The sequence below is a fragment of the Staphylococcus caeli genome (assembly GCF_051413795.1).
GTDB classification, from domain to species: domain Bacteria; phylum Bacillota; class Bacilli; order Staphylococcales; family Staphylococcaceae; genus Staphylococcus; species Staphylococcus caeli_A.
This window is the reverse complement of record NZ_JBOIRQ010000016.1, coordinates 18,742-41,430: the sequence shown is the minus strand read 5'-3', so window position 1 is coordinate 41,430 and position 22,689 is coordinate 18,742. Positions and strand designations below refer to the sequence as shown.

Here is a 22,689-nt window from a genome sequence, read left to right as displayed (position 1 = left end):
GAAATTTAAATGGAACAATATAAGTTATTGACCCCTGGACCTTTAACGACGACAGATACGGTGAAAGCAACAATGTTGGAAGATCGTTGTACTTGGGATGATGCGTATAAAACACTGACACAACAAATTCGCCAAAGTTTACTAGATATTGCCAATGTAAGTTCTGATAACTATACAACAGTATTGCAACAAGGTAGTGGTAGTTTTGTCGTAGAGAGCGTCTTACAAACGGCGTTATCGAAAGATGATCATATTCTAATTGTTAGCAATGGTGCATATGGTAAACGCATGTTAGAAATGGCACATCATACAGGAAGGCAAGTTACTGAATTAAACGTACCTTATAATGAAATACCTGATATATCTGAAGTGCGCCATATTCTAGAAACGACACCAACGATTACACATATTGCTATGGTACATTGTGAAACAACGACAGGAATTTTAAACCCGCTTGAAGCAATTTGTGACTTAGCGCAACGTTTTGATAAAAAAGTGATTGTTGATGCTATGAGCAGCTTTGGTGGTGTTCCAATTGATGTAGAAAGGCTAGGTATTGATTATTTAATTAGTAGTGCGAACAAATGTATACAAGGCGTACCTGGTTTCGGATTTGTCATCGCTAAAACCGAAGCAATCAAGTCTACTAAAGGAAATGCTCAAAGTGTATCACTCGATTTATACGCACAATGGGTGGCTATGAAAGACAGTGGAAAGTGGCGCTTTACTTCACCGACACATGTTGTTGCTGCATTTCACCAGGCTATCACAGAATTAGAACAAGAAGGTGGCGTTGAGGCACGTCATCAAAGGTATGCAACTAATAACCAATATGTCATTCAATCAATGAGGAAGTTAGGATTTATGCCATACGTAGAGTCTCAATATCAATCACCTATCATTACGACATTTCTATATCCTAATGAGCACTTTGACTTTGATGATTTTTATGATTACATGAAACAACAGCAATTTGTATTATATCCCGGGAAATTAATGGACACTCCGTCATTTAGGATTGGCAATATCGGCGATTTACATCGTGAAGATTTTGAAAAGTTAATGCAACATATTAAAACATATCAAACGGAGGAGTATTAATTATATGACTAAGATTAAAGCAATTATTATGGATTGGGCAGGTACGACGATTGATTTTGGTTGTTTTGCACCTGTAAATGTATTTGTAGACATTTTTAATGAAGCAGGCGTTTCAGTAACTATTGATGAGGCAAGAGCGCCTATGGGTATGTTGAAAAGAGATCATATTAAAGTAATGACTGAGATGCCTCGCATTAATCAAGCGTGGAAAGATGTATACGGCGTAGTACCTAATGAAAAAGATATTGACACCTTATATGCAAATTTCGAAAAGGCACTTATGGAAAATTTAAAATCATTTACTGATCCGATTCCACATGTGGTTGATGTAGTGGCTAATTTACAACAACACGGTTATGTTATAGGTTCAACAACAGGATATACACAAGAAATGATGGAGATTGTGATTCCAGAAGCGAAAAGTAAAGGATATAGTCCAGATAATATTGTTACGGCGGATCAAGTAGGTGGCTATGGTAGACCATATCCATATATGATTTTTGAAAATATGAAAGAACTTGAAATAGATTCTGTAAAATCTGTGATCAAGGTTGGCGATACAGTTTCAGATATTAAAGAAGCAGTTAATGCAGGTGTGATTGCAGTAGGTGTAATTAAGGGTAGCTCGGTAGTAGGTTTGAATGAGCAACAATGGTCTGATTTGTCGGAAGGTGATCGTCAAACTTATATTGAACAAGCAACCAATACATTTAAGCAACATCAAGCCGATTATATTCTTGAAGATATTACTCAATTACCACAACTTTTAGATCGTCTTAATAATAATTAGAAATCAACAACATTGCAGGAAATGCTTGTTGAATATATGTTTTAAGCTTATGATGATTAGTAATAATCACTTAAGGAGTAATGAGGATGGACTTTTCAACTTTTTCAAAGGCATCAATTCATCAAGCACATGCACAATTTACAGGTGTGGATTTTCCGAAATTATTTAAGGCATTTAAAAATATGGACATGGCTTTTAACACGGTTAATATACAGGAAGGCACGACGACATATACACATAAAGATGGTACAAAAATTGTAGATGAAGGTATTAAAAGTAGCCAACCCATTGCCGATACTTCAGACAAGACACAAATTCAAGACATTTTGCGTCGCCATCAAGCAGGTGAAACGGACTTTCCAACATTTTGTGAAGAAATGGCTCAAGCAGGCATATATAAATGGGAAATTGATCTTTCAGCAGGCACATGTGCCTACATTGATTTGGGTAATAATGCCGTAATTACAGAATATATTCCCCAGTAATTTAAATTCGAGTGTTTTTATAGGATATTAAGCCGTTTCTTATGACACTGTGTGCCATTGATGATACGGTAGGGAAAGTAGATATTTTATAAGCAACTCAATTAAATTATTAAAAGTGTCCGCATGTCGAAATTGCGCGCACCTCTAACACATTACAATGATTGAGTGTTGAAAGGGGATTTTTACATGGCAAGTGTAGCGATTATAGCTGGTGGTAATAAACTGAAGTCTCGATTGACTGGCGTCGTTAATTACGCAGAACAATACTTGAATCAGGTTGGTATTGATACTGAGGTCATTCATGTACATCAATTAGACGCTCAAGCGCTAATTACAGCTGATTTTTCAAATGAAATGATTAATGAGACACACCGCACAATAGAAAATGCGGATGGTATTATCATTGTTTCACCTGTATTTAAAGCAGCATATTCAGGTATTGTAAAAACGTATCTCGATTTACTACCGAGAGGCGCATTTACTGGTAAGACGGTATTGCCGTTAGCACTAGGAGGTACCTTTGCACATGTATTAGCTATTCAATACAGTCTTGACCCAGTTATTAAGGAATTAGGTGCAGATACAATTCATAAAGGCAGATTTATTTTAGATAAACATATTACTGCCAATGAGGATGGTACGTATTACTATGACCAAGAGGCTGAAGACGGTTTGAATAAAACGTTGAAAAAATTTGTGAGTGATAAGTCGCAAGTAACTGAATGAAATGTTGTTTCATAAATAGCATTTAAATATAAAAACCTTCTCTTATGAAATATGAGAGAAGGTTTTTCGCGTTTAATAGATTGTAAAACAAGTGGTTGATTACTGATATACATTAGATAGATGATAGATGCCATTGATCGTCTGCATCATAGGATAAGCAGAATGTCTGCGTTTGTATCGTAATAGGATAAGCTTCAGCATTTTTATCAGAAAAGTACCAACGCCTGCCTTCGGGTGTAAGTAAAATATAACTTTCTTCTTCTTTATCGCCCAAAAAGTTTAAATGCTGTGGAGAAAATGCTGCGTCTTGATATGTAGTTATATTGTAATCTAATAGCGCTTGGTAAACTTTTTGACTTTCATTACAGACAAATCCAATTTCACTTATTCTACAAAATTCAGGTTCGTCGGTCATGTTTGACACGCGTGCAATTAATTCAACAATATTTCCTGATGGATCATTGAAATAAATCGCGTGCGCAGTAAATGCTTCAAAGTATGCTGAATGTTGTCCATTTTCCATAGATAAAAATAAAATATTTTGAAAATGTGCTTTGATATCGTAAAAATGATTATATGGAATATCGATGGCAAAATGATAATGAGGTTGCTCATTATCAGTGGTTCTACAAAATTGTAATGCGGTTTCCCCAATTTGCACGGTGAACATATTGGCATTCATTGATATTACAGGACATTCTAATATTTCTTCATAAAACTGTAATGTATCTTCAAATTCTGAAGTTAATAATGTGATACTTTCAAATTTCATATGTACATCCCATCCCCATGTTGTACTTGATTTAACAGTATTTTAACTGTACTTTATCAGAATAACAATGATGATGATAATATTTTACATTGCTAGACATTTTGAGACTACGGAAGCCCATGTAAAATAAAAAAATGTGAATCGGCCGAAACGTTCATCGTGTCTCAACCTAATCCACATTTTCTTAAATAATAAATTAAAAGAATATCAAAGTCATAAGGTATGCACTAACACCAACTAATAAACAATAGAGTAGTGCTGGACCAAGTGTTTTTCTAATGACACTGCCTTCCTTACCTGGCATATTGACGACTGCGCAAACAGCGACGACATTGTGTACGCATATCATATTACCTGCAGCTGCACCAATGATTTGTGCTGCCAGGATAGTATATGGGTCTGCACCAATGGCATTGGCAATGTTCAACTGTATTGGTGAAAATGTCAATGTTGAAACAGTAGCACTGCCTGTAATGAATGAGCCTAGTGCACCTAAAAACGGAGCAACAAATAGCCAAACGGGGCCTAAATATGTAGCCATATTTTTGGCAATGTATTCAGGCATGCTGATTAAATCATGCGCATTGATGCCTGAGTTGATAAATACATGGACCATTGCAAGTGTTGCGATGAGTGTAATACCTGTTGTTTTTATGGTGTTTAAAGATTGAATACTTGCACGTGAAATATCACGAAATGGCTTTCTTTGAATAAGAATGGCAAATATTGCTGAAAGTATCAAAATTGTACCTGGTGAATAGAGTAATTGCCAATCTGATGAAATAGAACTAAAGCCTAAGATATTAGACCAAGAAAAGTCTAATACATGTGTAGTAAAATGTTTGATACTAGGTACGGTTCTAGTAAGTAGCAAAAGTGCAACCACCATTAAGTACGGTGCCCACGCAGTGAGTAGAGGCATCGATTGTTCGACAGTTGTCACTTTATATGTCTCGTCTAAGCCTTCTTTCCATTCACTTTTTGGCAATAACCATCCTTTGCTCGCAGTGACAACGGCTACTATAAGTCCTGTTAATGAACCTAAAATTGCAACGAACTCAGGTCCGAATAAAAATGCATATGCAAATGAAGCAGTAACATAAACAATGCCGATAAGCGCAATCCATGGCAAGATTTCAATAATAGACTTCAATTTGTTCTTTTTACCAAAAAAGATAACCATAGTAATAATTAAAATAATTGGAATAAAAATGCCACTTAAAAAGTCTAACGTTGTGATACGCTCGGCAGTAGTTTGAAAGAAACTATTATCTGCATCTTTTAAAGTACTAAGTCCTACGAGTACAGGTGTGCCAACTGCGCCAAATGAGACAGCAACACTATCTGAAATCAAAGCTGTAGTAACAGCAATCATCGGTCTGAAACCAAGTGCCACCATGAGTGGTGCAGTTACCATGGCTGGTGTGCCAAATCCAGATGCACCTTCAATCAATGAACCGAATAAGAAAGCAACGATAATAACTTGTACACGCATATCTGCAGAAATCTTTTTGAATCCATCATTGATACGTGTTACAGCACCTGTTTGGCGTAATGTATTGAGTAATACAAGTGCACCAAACAAAATATACAATATGGTAAATGTTTTATGTGTGCCCTGTAATATAGAAGCTATAATCACATTGCCCTTCATTCCCCAAATAAAAATAGCTAAGCATGTGACAACAACTGCGCTAATAATCATTCCTTTTAAAGCTGACATGCGAAGTAAAACAAGAAAAATGAATGGTACAATAACTGCACTCAAAGCAACTAATAGCATGTTAGATAACGCCTCCCAAATAATTCATCAAGTCATATGATGACTAAATAATATTTATTGTAATCGGTATCATTTAAAATTTCAATCTTAAATAGATACAAAATAAAGAAACAATCATTTTTAGTAAAATATGTAATAGAACTGACTTATTTGAGGGAAGATGAAAATGAGTTTAAAGCAAATGAAAAAGCCTATTAGATATAAGGGGGTATCTAATAGGCTTGAAATGAATGTGCATCGACGAATGATTCATTCACTTTCATTAAGGGATGATTATGAAATTATGAGGTGGGGTGGGACGTTTTATTTTTCTTGGAAGCCGCCTGATACAAATTGTGCAACGATTTGTTTAATGACAGCAATAATTTCTTTAAACATAACAATTCACCTCCATGGGATTGATGTTACATACTTAATTTACAACAGATTATGCTTTAAAAGTTGGGTAACGCATAACTTAAAATAAAACCTGCGTAAGTGTTTGTTTTCAGAAATTTATAATGCGTAAATGCAGCAAAAATATACATTATTGTATGCGAGGAAATGATCAAATAATAATTATAAATGAATGTACACACTTTGAACGATCATAACTATAATTAATGATGATTTAAAACTTGAAATAAAGAGAAATTCATCAGTGTTTGAAAATTATTTTCACTACTAAAAATTATATTGATTAATATTTTCTTTGACTGTATATTTAAGTTAAATAGGAGGTCATTGAATATGAGTAAATTGTTTGAAAAAGCCCAACAATTTGGAAAATCCTTCATGTTGCCGATAGCAATTTTACCTGCAGCAGGTTTATTACTAGGGATTGGTGGGGCGTTGAGCAATCCGAATACAATTAAAGCTTATCCTGTACTAGATATTGCATTTTTACAAAATATCTTTATCTTAATGTCAGCAGCTGGAAACATTGTCTTTCAGAATCTTCCAGTCATCTTTGCTGTGGGGGTAGCGATTGGATTAGCAAAAAGCGATAAAGGAACTGCAGGACTTGCAGCGATGCTTGGTTTCTTAATAATGAACGCTTCAATGAATGGATTACTAACGATTACAGATACATTAGCTAAAGGTAATTTAGCTGAAGATGGGCAAAGTATGGTTCTAGGAATTCAAACAGTAGAAACAGGTGTGTTTGGTGGGATTATCACAGGTATTATGACAGCGCTGTTACATAATAAGTTCCATAAAATATCACTACCGGCATACCTTGGATTTTTTGGTGGATCACGTTTTGTCCCTATTATTACGGCGATTTCATCTATCGTATTGGGCGTCGTGATGTTCTTTGTATGGCCAACAGTACAAGGATGGATATTTGGCGTTGGTGGTATTGTAGATAAGACGGGCGTCATTGGGACATTTTTCTATGGATTTATATTAAGGTTATTAGGACCTTTTGGTCTTCATCACATTTTCTATTTACCATTTTGGCAAACAGCTTTGGGAGGTACATTGGAAGTTAAGGGTCATATGGTGCAAGGTACGCAAAATATCTTTTTTGCGCAACTGGGTGATCCTGATGTAACGAAATACTTCAATGGTGTTTCACGTTATATGTCTGGCAGATTTATCACAATGATGTTTGGTTTATGTGGTGCAGCTTTAGCAATTTACCACACTGCCAAACCTGAGCGGAAAAAGGTTGTTGGTGGATTGATGCTTTCTGCAGCATTGACATCGTTTTTAACAGGTATTACAGAACCATTAGAATTTAGTTTCTTATTTGTTGCGCCGATATTGTATGTGATTCATGCATTATTAGATGGCTTGGCATTTATGATGGCAGATATTTTCAATATAACAGTAGGTCAAACATTTAGTGGTGGCTTTATTGATTTTCTACTGTTTGGTGTCTTACAAGGTAATGCAAAGACAAACTACTTGTGGATAATTCCAATTGGTATTGTTTGGTTTATTCTGTATTATGTCATCTTTAGATTTTTAATTACGAAATTTAATTTCAAAACACCAGGTCGTGAAGATACTGAGACAGTAGAAACTGTTGATGCAACTGATCGTGCAAAGACAATTGTTAGTGCTTTAGGCGGTAAAGAAAATATTGATGTGGTCGATTGTTGTGCGACAAGACTTCGCGTCACTTTGAATACAGATAAAGATGTCGATAAGGCAATGTTGGAATCTACAGAAGCACGTGGTGTGATTCAAAAAGGGAATGGCGTACAGGTTATTTACGGCCCGCACGTTACTACGATTAAAAATGAAGTAGAAGAATTGCTAGAAAGTGAAAATAATTAAATAAACTCAAATTTCAACACATAGGTCTTCAGATTATAAAAAAAGAGTAGAGGGAGTATAGGTGGAATGATGAAAATGGATGTTATGAATTTAAAAAATCGTACGGTTGGGAGCCAGTACGTAGCGACAGAACTATTGAAACAAATGAAACATAAACCTGACACTGTATTAGGACTAGCGACAGGTAATACGATGGTTGAGGTTTACGAGCATTTATCGGAACTCATCAATATCAATCAAATCGATGTAACAAATGTTAAGACCTTTAATTTAGATGAATATGTAGGACTTTCAGCAGATCATCATCAAAGCTATCATGTCTATATGAATGAGCGCTTGTTTGATCATAATAAGGGATGGCGTAAAGATCAGATTCATTTACCTGATGGTGATGCAGCAGATGTTGAGCAAGAATGCTTAAATTATGAACAGTTACTTAACGAAGTAGGACCAGCAGATATTCAAATTTTGGGAATTGGTGAAAATGGTCATATTGGATTTAACGAACCTGATTCATCATTTGAGAGTGTGACGAGGGTTGTAGATTTGACGCCATCAACAATCAAAGCCAATAGCCATTATTTTGAGAATATTGAAGACGTTCCAAAACAAGCGATTTCTATGGGATTAGCATCAATTATGCGCGCAAAACGTATCATTTTATTTGCGTTTGGTAGTAATAAAAAAGAAGCAGTGCAACAAATGTTAAATGGTGACATTACTGAATCGCTACCTGCATCTATACTGCAACAACATCCGAATGTAGAAGTTGTGGTTGATGATGAGATTTATAGATTTAGCCAAGTAGGTGAGTAGTATATATTAATGATTAAGTTCTGTGAATATTGCAATATTTTTTATTTCAATTAGTCATAGTAAAACAAAAATTAGGCTGAGACATTATTTATTGTCTTAGCCTAATTTTTTTATGAGTCGATTTAAACACAGTAGATTTATTGTTTGAATTTATTTTTTAGTAAATATAATTTATACATTGGTTTATTGATAGGTATTATAAAGTCTCCTATATATTCTTCAACATATGCATTGAACCCTTTTTTAAATTGTTGTACTCCATAATCTTCAGCATCGGAGCTAAAATCACCAGTAATGCCATAAAAATTATAGCGTGGGATATTATGTTTTATAGCAAATTGAATCATTTCCCATTGAATTCGATATGATCCTAAAAATTGATTATATTTAGGATTAGAACCACTAGATAAATAGTAAATCTCGTCTTTCGTGTAAATATAGAAAGCAGATGCTAAATTTAGAATACGTCCTTCATTGGCCATCAAATCAGAAGAGGAATCAATTTTATTTTCATAACTTGCTTTTTGTTGTTCAAGTTGTTTTAATTTATTTTCATTTTTTTTAATATTGTGATTTGATTGTAGCTTTTTTCGCGTACTTACAATTTCTAGTTCAATATTATTTTTAAATTTTGTTAAATTCTTTATGTAATTTTCAAGGTTAATAAAAGCTAATTTTAGTTCGGAATTTTTATAGTATATTTTTTGCATTTCTTCAAAGTAAGGCATATCTCTAAATTTGAAATTGTGTTTTTCTTCAGCCATTTGAAATAATTTGAAAAAAGTATCAGTTTCAGAAATATCTAGCGTTCTAATTTCTACTCCCATTTCTAATGATTTTTTTATATTTCTTCTAGTTTGATAATCCATTTCTTTTAAAATGATATCTTCACTTTTATTTTTTAAATCCAGAACGGAGAGCCATCTAATTTGACTTGTATCAGAATAACCAATACTAAAACCTTGGTGTTGATATCCGATATTTTTTAATATTTCTCTAATAATATTGTTATTAAAGTGTTTGAGAATTTTTCCTTCAGTATTTCTTATGTTTTCTAAGATATAAGGATCGATTAATGCAAATAGCGCGTTTGATTGCTTTAAATATACAATCAATTGGCTAAAAAAGAACTTTACTAATTCAATATTAGCATAATCTAATACTGGCCCTCTATGTGAATAAAAATAAGTAAAAAATTTAAACGCCCTAGCTTCAGTCAATAAACATGCAGCAATGACTTTATTATCTTTTTTTACTCCCACTAAATGTACATCCTTTTTATGTTTAAGACGATACTTATAATGTAAAGAAGATTGGGTATAATGTACAAAGCTTTTATTAGTAAATGCTTCAAATTCCTCAATAGTTAAATTACAAAATCTCATACTATTCACCTATTTCTATAATATATAGAAGCCCAGAATACGCTCTAGGCTTCCAAGGATCTAGTAAGTTTAATAAGTTTAATAAATATAGTTATATTTTGAAGCTTGAGATTTTGTTAATGTTCTAGTGCCATAGCCCAATCTCACATTATAATTATATTCGGAAATTTTTATACTTCCATTACTGTAAACTTTTTCGACAAATGCAACATGACCATAACCGCCACCGCCACTACTTGTTTGCATTACTGCACCGACTAGTGGTTTTCTACCTGTTGAGAATCCTGCCCTTTGCGCTTCTATCAGCCAATTTTTTGCGTGAGTGAAGCTAGATGGAAGATAACGTTTTATTTGGTTTCTTCTATTATGAACATACCAAGTACAATTATTTTTCCAATGGTAATTTGCTTGTTGTTTTTTTATTGGTCTAGGATATTTATCAATTTCAGCTGCAAGTAATTGGTGGTGACTTGCTTTAAATGGTCCTAATTCAAAGTTTGGTACACACGTAAAAAATAAGGATACTAATAAAATACATGATGTAATTTTCTTGATGTTCATTTTTCGTCTCCTTACTACTAGATCCATAGTTCAAGAATAGTTATCCTTAGAAATATATTCAATAGTAATTTTAAAAAATAAATTATAAATACTCGTATTTATTTAAATTTATTTTTCGACTAAAATTAATGTTTTGAATGTTGTTTGAAATTAACACTAGATAATAACGATAAAGACAACGATTAGAGCAAACGTGCTAAACTCTAAAAAGCCATTTTAGTTAATACAATATAAATCTTTTTTGAAAACAACATTTTGTCGATAAATCGAACTTTATTTGTGGAATTTAAAAAAAGTAAATAAACTTTATTTTAATAAATAGGTGACCTGAAAACAAAAATAAAATTCAAATACATTAAAAAAGTTATTGACTAAATCGAGGGATAGGCATAAACTATTTTTATTCCGATAAGAATAATAAGAATAAGGATAGAGGTTGGGCAAATGAAAAAAACATTATTAACAATACTTACATTAATTCTAGTAGTTGGACTTGCAGCATGTGGTAATGGCAGTTCCGATAACAAAGATAGTAAAAATAAAACAGCAAGTGAAAGTAAAAAATTTGTGGTAGGGACTGAAGGGACATATGCTCCATTTTCATTCCATGATAAAAAAGATAAGCTCACAGGTTATGATATTGATGTCATGAAAGCAGTCGCAAAAGAAATGGATTATAAAGTTGAATTTAAAGAGACACAGTGGGATTCTATGTTTGCTGGTTTAGATTCTGGACGCTTTAACGTGATCGCAAACCAAGTAGGTATCAATGATGAACGTAAAGCAAAATATAAATTCTCAGAACCATATACGTATTCTAAAGCTGTATTAGTAGTAAACAAAAATAATAAAGATATTAAATCTTTCGATGATGTTAAAGGGAAAAATTTAGCGCAAACATTCACTTCAAATTATGGTAAATTAGCAAAATCTAAAGGTGCAGAAATGACGAAAGTAGATGGATTCAACCAAGCGATGGATTTATTACAATCTAACCGTGTTGAAGGTACATTTAACGACAATATTTCATATTTAGATTATAAAAAGCAAAAACCAAATGCTAAAGTGAAAGCAATTGAAGGTAATGCTGAGAAGAGTCAATCGGCATTGACATTTAATAAAAAAGAAGACGATGCAACAATTAAAAAAGTAAACAAAGCTATGAAAAAATTAAAAGATAATGGTGAATTAGCGAAAATAAGTAAGAAATGGTTTGGCGAAGATGTTTCTAAGTCTTAATTCAGAACAGCAACATGCCTTAGATGCAGCAGGCCAAGCATTTGCACCGATGCTTGAGGGGTTAGTGAAATTTTCAATACCTATTACATTAATAACATTTGTCTTAGGTTTAGTAATTGCGCTAATGACTGCATTAATGCGTATATCTACGAGTCGTATTTTAAGAGGGATTGCACGTTTTTATATTTCAATCATTAGAGGCACACCGATGATTGTTCAATTATTCATTATCTTTTACGGTATTCCTGAACTCGGTAGATTACTGACGAATAACTCTGATAATCAATGGACGTTAGCACCAGTTATAGCAGCTATTATAGGTTTGTCATTAAACGTTGGAGCATATGCTTCAGAAATCATACGTGGTGGGATTATGTCTATTCCTAAAGGTCAAACGGAAGCAGCATATTCTATAGGTATGAATTATCGCCAAACGATACAACGTATTATTCTGCCACAAGCAATTAGAGTTTCTGTACCTGCCTTAGGCAACACGTTTTTAAGTTTAATTAAAGATACGTCATTACTTGGTTTTATTCTTGTAGCTGAAATGTTTAGAAAAGCACAAGAAGTTGCATCGACGACATATGAATATCTAACGATCTATTTACTCGTAGCACTAATGTATTGGGTTGTATGTTTTATTATTTCAATCGTGCAAAACTTCTATGAATCTTATCTTGAAAGAGGGTATCGTTCATGATTGAGTTGAAAAATATTAAAAAATCATTTAATGATAAAGTAGTTATTAACGGCATTGATTTAAAAGTAAATCAAGGTGAGGTTGTAACGTTTATTGGGCGTTCAGGCTCAGGTAAGACGACATTACTAAGAATGATTAATGCATTAGAATTACCAACTGAAGGTGTCGTTTATGTAAATGGTGAAACCTATAGTAATAAAGACAAAAAATCACAAATTAAAGTGCGTAAACAATCCGGTATGGTATTCCAAAGCTATAATTTATTTCCACATAAAACAGCATTGGAAAATGTCATGGAAGGGTTAATCACTGTTAAAAAAGTGAAGAAAAATGAAGCGGAACAACAAGCGTTGGCTTTGTTAGAAAAAGTAGATTTAACAGCAGTGAAGGATCAAAGACCGAGTGCCTTGTCAGGCGGACAGCAACAACGTGTGGCGATTGCACGGGCATTAGCCATGAATCCAAAAGTAATGCTGTTTGATGAGCCAACTTCTGCACTGGATCCAGAATTAGTAAATGATGTACTTCGCGTCATCAAAGATTTAGCAAATGAAGGTATGACAATGATTATTGTGACGCATGAAATGCGCTTTGCCAAAGAAGTGTCGAATAAAATTGTCTTCCTGCATGATGGTGTAATTGGAGAATCTGGTGCGCCAGAACAAATATTTAATCATCCACAAACTGCAGAATTACAAAGATTTTTAAATATGATTCGTGAAGTTTAAGATAATGATTATATGAAAGAAAAGCTAGGACAACTGATGTTGTTCTAGTTTTTTTTTATTTCTGTGTTGTAATTAGCATTGAATTTAATGACATCATATTTGTTAATGTAATTATATTAACTGGTCTAGTGAATGTATAGGTACTTAAAAAGTGAGACTAAGGTAATTTTGCTTACACTTTTGATATCTTGTATACACTTATGTCTTTATCAAAATAATTAATATTAATTGCTATAAATAATTCCTATAACACATTATAATTTGAAAATATAATGATTTTTTATCAGATGTGCAACTTTTCGTATTATTAGACGCAAAAGATTACACATCCACCATTTAAAGAAAGCAGTTACAATTAAAACGTGAGGAGGTTGCTCATATGTTAAGTAGACGTCAGTTTCATATAGTAATGTTCTTGAATGAACGTGCAAGTTTTGTACAAATTCATCATTTAGCAACACAGTTCAATGTTTCTGAAAGAACGATTCAATATGACCTTGAATATATTGAAGATATGGCCCGAACATTGGATTTAGAGATTCAGAGAAATAAACATGATGGTATCAAAATGACTTCTCCGACCGGTCAGTTCCTACAATACGAACCTAAGCAATATACGAATGCCATTCATTACTCAAAGCAGGAACGCATTTTATATATTACTTTAAAACTTTTTGAAACAAAAGCACCAACTTCTTCACAAACGTTGGCAACAATGGTTTCTGTTACAAGAAGAACGATTGTTGAAGATTTAAAAGCTGTGCAACAGTGGTTAGAGCAACATGGTTTAACACTTGTGTATAAGAAAAATAAAGGCTTTGTTATAGAAGGCTCAGAACATGCATATCGTAAAGGTTATGCAGAAATGGTACATGAATATTTTCAAACACACACGCATCAAATAGGACATCATATGTTTTCTGCATACGAATTAGAACAGATTCGATTATGCGTCACGACTGCATTGAAAAACGCGAATTATCAATTCGTACAAAGTGCGATTGATGGATTGATTTATCATATTATGATAGCAATTCACAGGGTGAATGAGGCCTTTGTATTTGAAATACCGCATAAAGAATATGAAAAACTACAATCCACTGAACAGTTTGAGATTGCACTTCAAATTAAAAATAGTTTGGAAGAAACATTTCAAATCCATTTCCCTAAAAGTGAAGCGGCATTTATAACGCTGCATTTACTAGGCGCAAAAACTTCAGAGACTATTCAGCTAGATGATGAGGTAGATGATTTGGAGATTTTAGTAGCACAGTTAATTGAGAGAATGAGTGGGGCTCTGGGATTGGACTTAATGTCTGATACGAAATTGCATACGGGTTTAATAGTGCATTTAAGACCTGCACTTCATAGGTTAAAGTTTGATATGACACATGAAAACCCATTGAAATTAGAAATTATAAAGCAATATAGACAGTTGGTAACAGCACTTGAACATCATTTATGGGGCATCGAAGAAAATTATCAAATTCATTTTAATGAAGATGAACTGACGTATATTGTTTTACATTTTGCATCAGCAATTGAGCGTATTTCAACCAAAAATGCACCGAAAATAAAAGTTGTGTTGTTATGTGGCTCAGGTATCGGTACATCACAGTTACTTAAAAGTCGAATTCGACACATTTATCCTGAATTAGATGTTGTAGATGCATATTCAATATATGAAATAGATGAAAAGGCTTTAAAACATGAAGGTGTCGATTACATCATATCTACCGTCCCGTTTCAACAAACAACGGTACCAGTCATTAATGTTACACCATTTTTAAACCAAGAAGATCGTAAACAATTAAACAACATAGTTAACCTATCAAGGGAAAAATATGTTAATGAAGTTCGTGGAACCGGACCAACACTGGCTCAAGTGTTACCTGAATCAAGATTAGTAACGCAACAAGTTGCGCAAAATAGAGATGATGCAATTAAGCAAAGTGTCTCATTACTTGTTAGTGAGAGTGTTGTAGATGAGCAGTATACAACCGCGATTATTCAACAATTGGAAGCGTTTGGACCATATATGGTGATTAGCCCACATATTGCACTCATACATGCAAATCATGATTATGTTAGGCAATCGGTCGGTTTTAGCTTAATACATTTTAAAGAAGGCGTACATTTTTCGCATGAGGCATACGATCCTGTGAAAGTGATTATTACATTAGCAACAAAACAACCTCAAGTTCATTTGAATGCATTACGTCAGTTGAGCGAATTAATCATGGATAGTGAGGCAAGGGAAACAATGCTTTCTGGTGATAAGGATGCCATGATGATGGATATTAAAAATATAAGTCAGTAATAAGGAGGTAGGTATAAATGAGTTTGGAGACGCTATCAGCAGATAAAGTTCAAGTAGTTGATCAAGTAGATGACTGGGAACAAGCCATTAATCTGGCTGCCCAACCATTGTTAAAGCAAGACTATTTTGAAGAAAGCTATATTAAGGCCATGATTGATAGTGTGAAACAATTAGGCCCATATATTGTAATTGCACCAGAAATTGCAATTGCACATGCAAGACCAAATGATGATGTGAAACAAGTTGGCTTAAGTTTATTGAAGCTCAATCATCATATTAACTTTTCTGAAGATGGTCATTATGCGTCACTTATTTTTGTACTCAGTGCAATTGATAATGAAGCACATTTAGCTATATTAAGAAATCTAGCGACAATTTTAGGAAATCAAGAGACAGTAAATAAATTATTAACAGCACAAACTGCTGAAGAAATTATAAATATAATACAAGGAGAATGATAATTATGAAAATATTAGTTGTATGTGGTCACGGTTTAGGAAGTAGTTTTATGGTTGAAATGAATGCACAAGAAGCTTTGAAAAATTTAAATGCACCATCAGATATTAAAGTAGAACATAGTGACGTAATGAGTGCGAGCCCAGACATGGCAGATTTATTCATTTGTGGCAGAGATTTAGAAGAAAATACGAAGAACTTAGGCGATGTGATTGTTTTAGACAATATTTTAGATAAAGAAGAATTACAAACTAAACTTAATGAAAAATTGAGTGAGTTAAATATTTTATAAAATGTGTATAAGGAGGGCGTCATATGAAACCCATACTAGATTTTATTGTTGATATTTTAAGGCAACCAGCCATATTAGTGGCTTTAATCGCATTGATTGGTTTAATCATGCAGAAAAAATCTGCGACAGATATTACATCGGGAACTATCAAAACAATACTAGGATTTTTAGTATTAAGTGCAGGCGCAAATGTTGTTACACAATCTTTAGAACCGTTTGGTAAGATATTCCAACATGCTTTTGGTGTGCAAGGTGTCGTTCCTAATAACGAAGCGATTATTTCAATTGCATTAGAACAGTATGGTACAACAGCAGCGTTAATTATGGTGTTCGGAATGATTGTTAATATTATAGTTGCGCGTATTACGAACTTGAAATATATATTTTTAACAGGACATCATACGTTTTATATGGCTGCATTTTTAGCCATATTATTATCAGTTGGCCATATCACAGGAACGATGACAGTGATTATTGGTGCTATAATTCTAGGCTTGATTATGGCGATTTTACCGGCATTGGCTCATCCAACGATGCAGAAAATTACGGGGAATAACCAAGTAGCATTGGGACATTTTGGAACAATAAGTTACTGGGCAGCGGGAGAAATAGGAAAGTTATTTAAAGGAAAATCTAAATCTACAGAAGAAATTAACTTTCCAAAAGGTCTGAGTTTTCTAAGAGAAAGTACAATTAGTATTTCATTAACGATGACTTTATTATATTTTGTAGCAGCATTATTTGCTGGTCCACATTATGTACATGCAGAAATTAGTAATGGTCAGAATTTTATTGTATTTTCACTTATACAAGGTGTGACGTTTGCTGCAGGTGTGTTTATTATTTTGACTGGTGTTAGATTAATTCTTGCAGAAATTGTTCCAGCATTTAAAGGTATTTCAGAAAAATTGGTGCCAAATACGAAACCAGCTTTAGACTGTCCGATTGTCTTTCCTTATGCACAAAATGCAGTGCTTATAGGGTTTTTCGTAAGCTTTATCGTGGGCGTGATTGGCATGTTTGTCTTATTCTTATTTGGTGGTGTAGTTATACTTCCAGGTGTAGTTGCGCACTTCTTCCTGGGTGCTACCGCTGGGGTCTTTGGTAATGCACGTGGTGGTATCAAAGGTGCAGTAGCAGGATCTGCACTAAATGGTTTATTGATTACGTTTTTACCGTTACTCTTCTTGCCATTTTTAGGAGATTTAGGTGGAGCAGCTACAACATTCTCAGATACTGACTTTTTAGTTGTAGGTATTGTCTTTGGTAATGTAGCGAAATTCCTCGGATTGATAGGCATTGTGATACTAGTCCTTGTGCTTACAATTGTGGCGATTATGCTACAAAAACGTTCCGATGACGAACAAGTTAAAGAATCATAATAGAATGCAAGTATGTGTGATATGAATACGTTGATTGTTGATTTGTAAAATGGTTATGCTAATCCGTAAATCAAATTACTTTATTATAATGACAAACTCTATACATTAATTTGTATAGGGTTATTTTTATGACTTTCCGTTGAATTTTGTGCTGTTTCAACTCTAACGCATAGAAATTAAACTTATTAAAAATAGTCTTATAAACTAGTACAACAGAATTACTGCAATAATGTACTATATGGTTATTCCAGTTATCAATATAATAGTATGAATAAACAAAGATGAACGAGGTGCGTCACAATGAATGTAGTGTCTTTTTTAATTTATACTTTTTTGGTAACTGTTACGCCAGGACCAACGAATATAGATATTTTAAATACGATTAAAAATAAAGGGTTTAAGGGTGGTGTCCAGTATACCTATGGGGCAATCACTGCATTTACTTTATTGCTCATCATTTCTACAATACTGAATACATTTTTTGCTGTTATCATGCCCAGTTTATTATTCGTTATGAAAGTAATAGGTAGTTTATATATGCTATATCTCATCTATACACTTTTTAAAAAACATAGTGATAAACCAGAACATAGTGATAAACCAGAACATAGTAATATCGGAACTTTTAAAGCAGGATTCAACTTACAGTTTTTAAATCCTAAAGTAATCACTTTTACAATGACGGTTATTCCAACCTTTGTATTGATGGGACATCCGTCTATACCAATTGTTGTCATTTATGTTATGGTTATTTCAATCATTGCATTGTTTTCGTTTAGTATATGGATTGTTTTTGGCACAATGTTAAAATCATTTTTACAAAATCATGAGCTACTCGTAAATGTTACAATGTCACTATTTTTATTATATGCTGCTGTAATGGTATGGTTATAATATTAAGGGCGTGGGCGGATGAACGAATTTAAATTTAAAAATGCTATAGGCATAACGGCATTAAGTGCAAAAATGGATGATTTTGCTTATAAAAAACATGCGCATCAAGAATACAGTATTGGTGTAACGTTAAAAGGCATACAAGGATATCATTTGAAGGGCGAGAAGCGGCAGTCTTTTCAAAATGGTGTGATGTTTTTTAATCCTGAAGAGAACCATGATGGGATGTCTAATGGTGAAGAGGGATTAGAATATGCGATGCTCTATATTAAGCCAGAGCAATTGCTAGAAGCGACAAACTTAAAGGATATCGTTCAATTTCAAGACCCAATTATTTATAATGAAAAAATTGCACATCATGTCTTGCAGTTAGCTCATTCTATCTTTAATGAGTCTTCTGAAGCCATTTGTTATGAACAATTTCAGAATCTTGTCGATAGTTTAAAAATTGATACATACTATGAGAAATCGGACGTAGATCATGTGAAGCTAAGGTTAGCGAAAGATATTATTAAAAGCAGTGTTGCTGATACATTTAAATTAGAATACATTTGCAAAGAACTTCAATTATCAAAATTTCAGTTTATAAGATTTTTTAAAAGTCAGATAGGTATTACGCCTTATCAATATTATATTAATTATAAGACAGAAGTTGCGAAACAAATCATAGAACGTACGAAAGATGTTTATTTGGCAGTCACTGAATGTGGATTTGTCGATTTAGCACATTTAAATAAAGTGTTTAAATATCGATATGGTGTGACAGCATTTCAATTTATGTCCAAACTTAAATAAACTTTCTATATTAGAAAAGAGCACAATCGCTTTGTTATGCATTTTAAGCGATTGCGCTCTTTTTATTTTTCACTATATGAATATTACTTCAACATTTCTTTATATACTCTATGGTGCTGATAAACACAACGAAGTAATGAGGCATCCAATTGATAATGTTCAGCTAAATCTAATAAGTAGCCTTGTAAATGATCTGTTTCAATATTTAAGCCTTTCTCCATATCACGTTGCATAGAAGTTTTGAAATGATAAGATAATTGTTCGAAAGCTTCCATATACTGCTCGATAATGTCGTCTGCTAATGGTGCAGTATGTGCATGCATAATTGCTGCCGTCTCATCATAGAGGTCACGGACAAATTTAGTGCCACCATCGCTATCTCTTATAGGTCCGATAGGTGCGTGCATCAGTGTTGTGATGCTTGATAATACGGTAATCATGAGATATTTTTGCCACATTCCCTGTTCGATTTGATTCGATAATTTAAAGGAGGCTTTTGTTCCTGAAAATGCATCGGCAATTGCTTTAGCACGAGCACTTTCGCTACCATCTAATTCACCAAAAAAGAGTTTATCAAATGGACTCGCTTGAACAACTTCGCCTTGACTATCTAATGTCGTTTCAATTACACAGTATCCGCCCATAATGTGTGATTTGCCAAATTCAGACTGTAGTCTTGGTATATGTGCAACACCATTTAATAATGGGATGATAACCGTACTTTCATTTACGAAAGGTTTTAAATCTTCGATGGCTTGATCTAAATGATAGGCTTTGGAAGAAAGTAGAATAACATCGAAGGGTTCAACGCGTGCTTCTTTGGTGATTAATTGTGGCTTTAGTTGACAATCGCCTTGTTTACTTTGGATCGTTAATCCATTTTGATCTAAATAAGCTTTACGCTTAGGTCTAACTAAAAAAGTGACATCCTGTCCGTTTTCAGCCAAACGACCACCAAAATAACCTCCGATACCACCTGCACCTAATACTAAAATACGCAATAACAACATCTCCTTGTACATGATGTGAATTTGATTTATTTATTTATTTATTTATTTATACCACAATGTAATACCACATACGCATGTGACACTAAAATTAAAAATGTAAAACGAACAAAAAATTAATTATTTTAACTATAATATGTTTTGAAACAATACAATTTGTGCAAAATAGTAGTAACCCATATGATATGTAAGGAGGAAGCATATGACATTTAGAAATCAGCATCAGTATCGATGGAAAGATATTAACGGCCGGGATTTTTTCTTACCTTTGATTTATTTTGTAGGTAATTTCGTACTTTCTATGTTAATTATGACAACTCTGATTGTTATCAATGAAGTACAGGGCAAAGGGACGGATAGTTTTAATGTCGGCTTATCAGATGTCGCAACAGTCACTTTAGAAATAGTAAGCTTTCTTATTATATTTGGATTTTGGATGTTGTTTCACAGAAAGAGCTTTAAGCAGCAGTTGTATCAAGGGTTTCAGAATATAAAACGTCATTGGAAACTCATCGGTGTTACTTTTATTATTATGTTTGTTTTTAATGCAATTTATCCAACTCTTGTCGATATATTTGCACCTGAACAATGGAAGTTTGAACAAACACAGAATGATAAGTTGATTGAAAGTATGTATCAATCGCCATTAGCTATTGCATTGTCATTTTTTACGATTGTGATTATTGCACCAGTTACAGAAGAATTCTTATTTAGGTACTTGCTTATTGGCGAATTAGGAAAGAAATTCAACTTTATTGTTATGTCGGTCGTTTCTGTGCTTATATTTGCATCATTGCATGTCACTTCAGCAAAGTCGCCACTGGAAATCGTGATGTATATCGTTATTGCAGTCGGCATTGTCTATGTATATTTAAAAACGCAACGCAGCCTTGCTACAGCGATCGCATTGCATGCAATGAATAATTTGTTTGCATATATTATAACAATCATTACATAACTAAGCGTAGTATGTTTTTCAATTAGGCAGTAGCTGATTGAATTAAAAATCAAACGATATATATAGGTCGATCCGACAATTGTTGGCTCGGCCATTGTTAGTGTTGGCAACAATAACTACAAAGATATTATTTGGAATTTTCTAAAAATTCATTGACTAAATGTGAGCATAATGCTAGGATATAAGCATTACAATTACATAAATTTACTCTTATCAAGAGAGGTGGAGGGACGTGCCCGATGAAACCCAGCAACCGTCGTTGAACGAAATGGTGCTAATTCACAAAAAGTTATTGAACTTTTGGAGATGAGAGAAGGTGTGAACTTTCTCTAAAATTATTAAGAGGAAGTTTTTTTACATAGTAATAGTTCTAAAATGATGAAGGGGCGAGTATAAAATGAAGAAATTGATTGCATTTGGTTCATTATTAGTATTAACGATTATCCTAGCAGCTTGTGGTGGTTCAAATAGTAAAGGTGATGACAAGAAAATCACGGTTGCAGCTTCACCAGCACCACATGGCGAAGTGTTGAAACATGCGAAGGAAGAAATGAAAAAGAAAGGGTATGACCTAGAAGTTAAGACTGTGAATGATTATAAAGTGCCGAATAAATTGTTAGATAAAGGGGACGTTGATGCGAACTTTTTCCAGCATACGCCATATTTAAAAGCTGAAAAAGCTGACCATAAGTATAATATTGAAGAAGTGGGCAAAGTATTTACAACGCCAATGGGTGTTTATAGTAAGAAATATAAAAATATAGAAGATATACCTAAAGGATCGACAATTTATGTTTCAAATAATCCTGCTGAAGAAGGTCGCTTCTTATCATTTTTTGTAGATAAAGGTTTAATAAAAATTAAGAAAGGAGTCAGCATCGAAGACGCAAAATTTGAAGATATCGTTGAAAACAAAAAAGACTTGAAATTTAACAATAAACAAGGTGCCGAGTTCTTACCTAAAACGTATGAAAGTAAAGAAGGCGCGGCAGTTATTATGAATTCTAATTATGCATTAGATAATGGTTTGACGCCACATAAAGATGCGATTATCAGTGAAACAGAATCATCGCCATTTGCTAATATATTAGCTGTGCAAAAAGGTCATAAAGACGACAAGAAATATCAAGAATTGATTAAAGTATTACAGTCAGAGGATATGAAACAATTTATTAAAAAGAAATATGGTAAAGATGTGATTCCTTACGAAAATAAATAGAATGTAGAC

General features: G+C 33.5%; 22 protein-coding genes and 1 riboswitch. Of the genes, 17 read left to right on the top strand and 5 right to left on the bottom strand.

All coding sequences use genetic code 11. From position 1 onward, the window contains the following. The first annotated feature begins 9 nt into the window (after positions 1–9). The 4 genes from phnW to ssuE all read left to right on the top strand — a co-directional run bounded on the left by phnW (position 10) and on the right by ssuE (position 3,102). Positions 10–1,101 (top strand): 2-aminoethylphosphonate--pyruvate transaminase, encoded by a 1,092-nt coding sequence (phnW, locus tag ACSULM_RS09105; RefSeq protein ID WP_436862279.1) that lies wholly within the window; start codon positions 10–12, stop codon positions 1,099–1,101. Positions 1,102–1,105: 4 nt separating this feature from the next. Next, entirely contained in the window at positions 1,106–1,891 is a 786-nt protein-coding gene (gene phnX, locus ACSULM_RS09100; protein ID WP_436862277.1) for a phosphonoacetaldehyde hydrolase, read from the top strand. Positions 1,892–1,977: 86 nt separating this feature from the next. Beyond that, positions 1,978–2,376 (top strand): DUF1398 domain-containing protein, encoded by a 399-nt coding sequence (locus tag ACSULM_RS09095; protein WP_436862276.1) that lies wholly within the window; start codon positions 1,978–1,980, stop codon positions 2,374–2,376. A gap of 186 nt (positions 2,377–2,562) precedes the next feature. Then, on the top strand, positions 2,563–3,102 hold the full coding sequence (ssuE, locus tag ACSULM_RS09090) for an NADPH-dependent FMN reductase (protein ID WP_436862274.1): 540 nt from the start codon (positions 2,563–2,565) through the stop codon (positions 3,100–3,102). Between the two features lie 112 nt (positions 3,103–3,214). Here the strand turns inward: ssuE and ACSULM_RS09085 are convergent, their stop codons facing one another. Next, positions 3,215–3,874: a hypothetical protein gene (locus ACSULM_RS09085; protein ID WP_436862272.1), complete on the bottom strand. Its 660-nt coding sequence runs from the start codon at positions 3,872–3,874 to the stop codon at positions 3,215–3,217. Positions 3,875–4,070: 196 nt separating this feature from the next. Then, entirely contained in the window at positions 4,071–5,657 is a 1,587-nt protein-coding gene (locus ACSULM_RS09080) for an L-lactate permease (RefSeq protein WP_436862270.1), read from the bottom strand. A gap of 729 nt (positions 5,658–6,386) precedes the next feature. Between ACSULM_RS09080 and ptsG the strand changes: the two genes are divergently transcribed. Together ptsG and nagB are read left to right on the top strand one after the other, a co-directional pair. Beyond that, on the top strand, positions 6,387–7,925 hold the full coding sequence (gene ptsG / locus ACSULM_RS09075) for a glucose-specific PTS transporter subunit IIBC (RefSeq protein WP_436862268.1): 1,539 nt from the start codon (positions 6,387–6,389) through the stop codon (positions 7,923–7,925). 75 nt (positions 7,926–8,000) lie between these two features. Next, the gene (gene nagB / locus ACSULM_RS09070; RefSeq protein ID WP_436862310.1) at positions 8,001–8,741 is read left to right on the top strand and encodes a glucosamine-6-phosphate deaminase; all 741 of its coding nucleotides are present in this window, start codon (positions 8,001–8,003) and stop codon (positions 8,739–8,741) included. A 137-nt stretch (positions 8,742–8,878) separates the two neighbouring features. Here nagB and ACSULM_RS09065 read toward each other — a convergent pair whose 3' ends face one another. Beyond that, positions 8,879–10,126 (bottom strand): aminoacyltransferase, encoded by a 1,248-nt coding sequence (locus ACSULM_RS09065; protein ID WP_436862266.1) that lies wholly within the window; start codon positions 10,124–10,126, stop codon positions 8,879–8,881. A 78-nt stretch (positions 10,127–10,204) separates the two neighbouring features. After that, positions 10,205–10,687, bottom strand: coding sequence for a CHAP domain-containing protein (locus tag ACSULM_RS09060; RefSeq protein ID WP_436862264.1), 483 nt, complete (start codon positions 10,685–10,687; stop codon positions 10,205–10,207). A gap of 444 nt (positions 10,688–11,131) precedes the next feature. Between ACSULM_RS09060 and ACSULM_RS09055 the strand changes: the two genes are divergently transcribed. The 9 genes from ACSULM_RS09055 to ACSULM_RS09015 all read left to right on the top strand — a co-directional run bounded on the left by ACSULM_RS09055 (position 11,132) and on the right by ACSULM_RS09015 (position 19,496). After that, positions 11,132–11,926, top strand: a complete 795-nt coding sequence (locus ACSULM_RS09055) for a transporter substrate-binding domain-containing protein (RefSeq protein WP_436862262.1) — start codon at positions 11,132–11,134, stop codon at positions 11,924–11,926. Continuing rightward, positions 11,910–12,629: an amino acid ABC transporter permease gene (locus tag ACSULM_RS09050; RefSeq protein ID WP_436862308.1), complete on the top strand. Its 720-nt coding sequence runs from the start codon at positions 11,910–11,912 to the stop codon at positions 12,627–12,629. The genes ACSULM_RS09055 and ACSULM_RS09050 overlap by 17 nt, the downstream gene beginning before the upstream one ends. After that, a complete protein-coding gene (locus ACSULM_RS09045; RefSeq protein ID WP_436862260.1) occupies positions 12,626–13,357 on the top strand; it encodes an amino acid ABC transporter ATP-binding protein in 732 nt (243 codons plus the stop codon). Before ACSULM_RS09050 ends, ACSULM_RS09045 begins: the two co-directional genes overlap by 4 nt. 379 nt (positions 13,358–13,736) lie before the next feature. Then, positions 13,737–15,677 (top strand): BglG family transcription antiterminator, encoded by a 1,941-nt coding sequence (locus ACSULM_RS09040; protein ID WP_436862259.1) that lies wholly within the window; start codon positions 13,737–13,739, stop codon positions 15,675–15,677. A gap of 17 nt (positions 15,678–15,694) precedes the next feature. Continuing rightward, positions 15,695–16,135, top strand: a complete 441-nt coding sequence (locus ACSULM_RS09035; protein WP_436862258.1) for a PTS sugar transporter subunit IIA — start codon at positions 15,695–15,697, stop codon at positions 16,133–16,135. A gap of 5 nt (positions 16,136–16,140) precedes the next feature. Next, positions 16,141–16,425 carry a PTS sugar transporter subunit IIB gene (locus ACSULM_RS09030; protein ID WP_436862256.1) on the top strand — a complete coding sequence of 95 codons (285 nt, stop codon included), beginning with the start codon at positions 16,141–16,143 and terminating at the stop codon, positions 16,423–16,425. A gap of 23 nt (positions 16,426–16,448) precedes the next feature. Then, positions 16,449–17,807, top strand: a complete 1,359-nt coding sequence (locus ACSULM_RS09025) for a PTS ascorbate transporter subunit IIC (RefSeq protein ID WP_436862254.1) — start codon at positions 16,449–16,451, stop codon at positions 17,805–17,807. 300 nt (positions 17,808–18,107) lie between these two features. Further along, on the top strand, positions 18,108–18,701 hold the full coding sequence (locus ACSULM_RS09020) for a LysE family translocator (RefSeq protein WP_436862252.1): 594 nt from the start codon (positions 18,108–18,110) through the stop codon (positions 18,699–18,701). An 18-nt stretch (positions 18,702–18,719) separates the two neighbouring features. Then, positions 18,720–19,496, top strand: coding sequence for an AraC family ligand binding domain-containing protein (locus ACSULM_RS09015; protein WP_436862250.1), 777 nt, complete (start codon positions 18,720–18,722; stop codon positions 19,494–19,496). 83 nt (positions 19,497–19,579) lie between these two features. On the opposite strand, the gene panE is transcribed toward ACSULM_RS09015, so the two are convergent. Next, a complete protein-coding gene (gene panE / locus ACSULM_RS09010; protein WP_436862248.1) occupies positions 19,580–20,497 on the bottom strand; it encodes a 2-dehydropantoate 2-reductase in 918 nt (305 codons plus the stop codon). Positions 20,498–20,705: 208 nt separating this feature from the next. Between panE and ACSULM_RS09005 the strand changes: the two genes are divergently transcribed. Then, positions 20,706–21,461 carry a CPBP family intramembrane glutamic endopeptidase gene (locus tag ACSULM_RS09005; RefSeq protein WP_436862246.1) on the top strand — a complete coding sequence of 252 codons (756 nt, stop codon included), beginning with the start codon at positions 20,706–20,708 and terminating at the stop codon, positions 21,459–21,461. Between the two features lie 207 nt (positions 21,462–21,668). Then, positions 21,669–21,774: riboswitch (SAM riboswitch) on the top strand. 84 nt (positions 21,775–21,858) lie between these two features. Beyond that, complete coding sequence (locus ACSULM_RS09000) at positions 21,859–22,680, top strand: MetQ/NlpA family ABC transporter substrate-binding protein (RefSeq protein ID WP_436862244.1); 822 nt, start codon at positions 21,859–21,861, stop codon at positions 22,678–22,680. Positions 22,681–22,689 lie beyond the last annotated feature (9 nt).

Coding starts and splice junctions, on each gene's coding strand:
- ACSULM_RS09015 (WP_436862250.1), top strand. CDS start 18,720: ATGAACGAATTTAAATTTAAAAATGCTATAGGCATAACGGCATTAAGT.
- ssuE (WP_436862274.1), top strand. CDS start 2,563: ATGGCAAGTGTAGCGATTATAGCTGGTGGTAATAAACTGAAGTCTCGA.
- ACSULM_RS09020 (WP_436862252.1), top strand. CDS start 18,108: ATGAATGTAGTGTCTTTTTTAATTTATACTTTTTTGGTAACTGTTACG.
- ACSULM_RS09000 (WP_436862244.1), top strand. CDS start 21,859: ATGAAGAAATTGATTGCATTTGGTTCATTATTAGTATTAACGATTATC.
- ACSULM_RS09085 (WP_436862272.1), bottom strand. CDS start 3,874: ATGAAATTTGAAAGTATCACATTATTAACTTCAGAATTTGAAGATACA.
- ACSULM_RS09040 (WP_436862259.1), top strand. CDS start 13,737: ATGTTAAGTAGACGTCAGTTTCATATAGTAATGTTCTTGAATGAACGT.
- ACSULM_RS09030 (WP_436862256.1), top strand. CDS start 16,141: ATGAAAATATTAGTTGTATGTGGTCACGGTTTAGGAAGTAGTTTTATG.
- ACSULM_RS09045 (WP_436862260.1), top strand. CDS start 12,626: ATGATTGAGTTGAAAAATATTAAAAAATCATTTAATGATAAAGTAGTT.
- ptsG (WP_436862268.1), top strand. CDS start 6,387: ATGAGTAAATTGTTTGAAAAAGCCCAACAATTTGGAAAATCCTTCATG.
- ACSULM_RS09025 (WP_436862254.1), top strand. CDS start 16,449: ATGAAACCCATACTAGATTTTATTGTTGATATTTTAAGGCAACCAGCC.
- ACSULM_RS09005 (WP_436862246.1), top strand. CDS start 20,706: ATGACATTTAGAAATCAGCATCAGTATCGATGGAAAGATATTAACGGC.
- ACSULM_RS09095 (WP_436862276.1), top strand. CDS start 1,978: ATGGACTTTTCAACTTTTTCAAAGGCATCAATTCATCAAGCACATGCA.
- ACSULM_RS09055 (WP_436862262.1), top strand. CDS start 11,132: ATGAAAAAAACATTATTAACAATACTTACATTAATTCTAGTAGTTGGA.
- ACSULM_RS09035 (WP_436862258.1), top strand. CDS start 15,695: ATGAGTTTGGAGACGCTATCAGCAGATAAAGTTCAAGTAGTTGATCAA.
- phnW (WP_436862279.1), top strand. CDS start 10: ATGGAACAATATAAGTTATTGACCCCTGGACCTTTAACGACGACAGAT.
- phnX (WP_436862277.1), top strand. CDS start 1,106: ATGACTAAGATTAAAGCAATTATTATGGATTGGGCAGGTACGACGATT.
- ACSULM_RS09050 (WP_436862308.1), top strand. CDS start 11,910: ATGTTTCTAAGTCTTAATTCAGAACAGCAACATGCCTTAGATGCAGCA.
- ACSULM_RS09060 (WP_436862264.1), bottom strand. CDS start 10,687: ATGAACATCAAGAAAATTACATCATGTATTTTATTAGTATCCTTATTT.
- ACSULM_RS09065 (WP_436862266.1), bottom strand. CDS start 10,126: ATGAGATTTTGTAATTTAACTATTGAGGAATTTGAAGCATTTACTAAT.
- ACSULM_RS09080 (WP_436862270.1), bottom strand. CDS start 5,657: ATGCTATTAGTTGCTTTGAGTGCAGTTATTGTACCATTCATTTTTCTT.
- nagB (WP_436862310.1), top strand. CDS start 8,001: ATGGATGTTATGAATTTAAAAAATCGTACGGTTGGGAGCCAGTACGTA.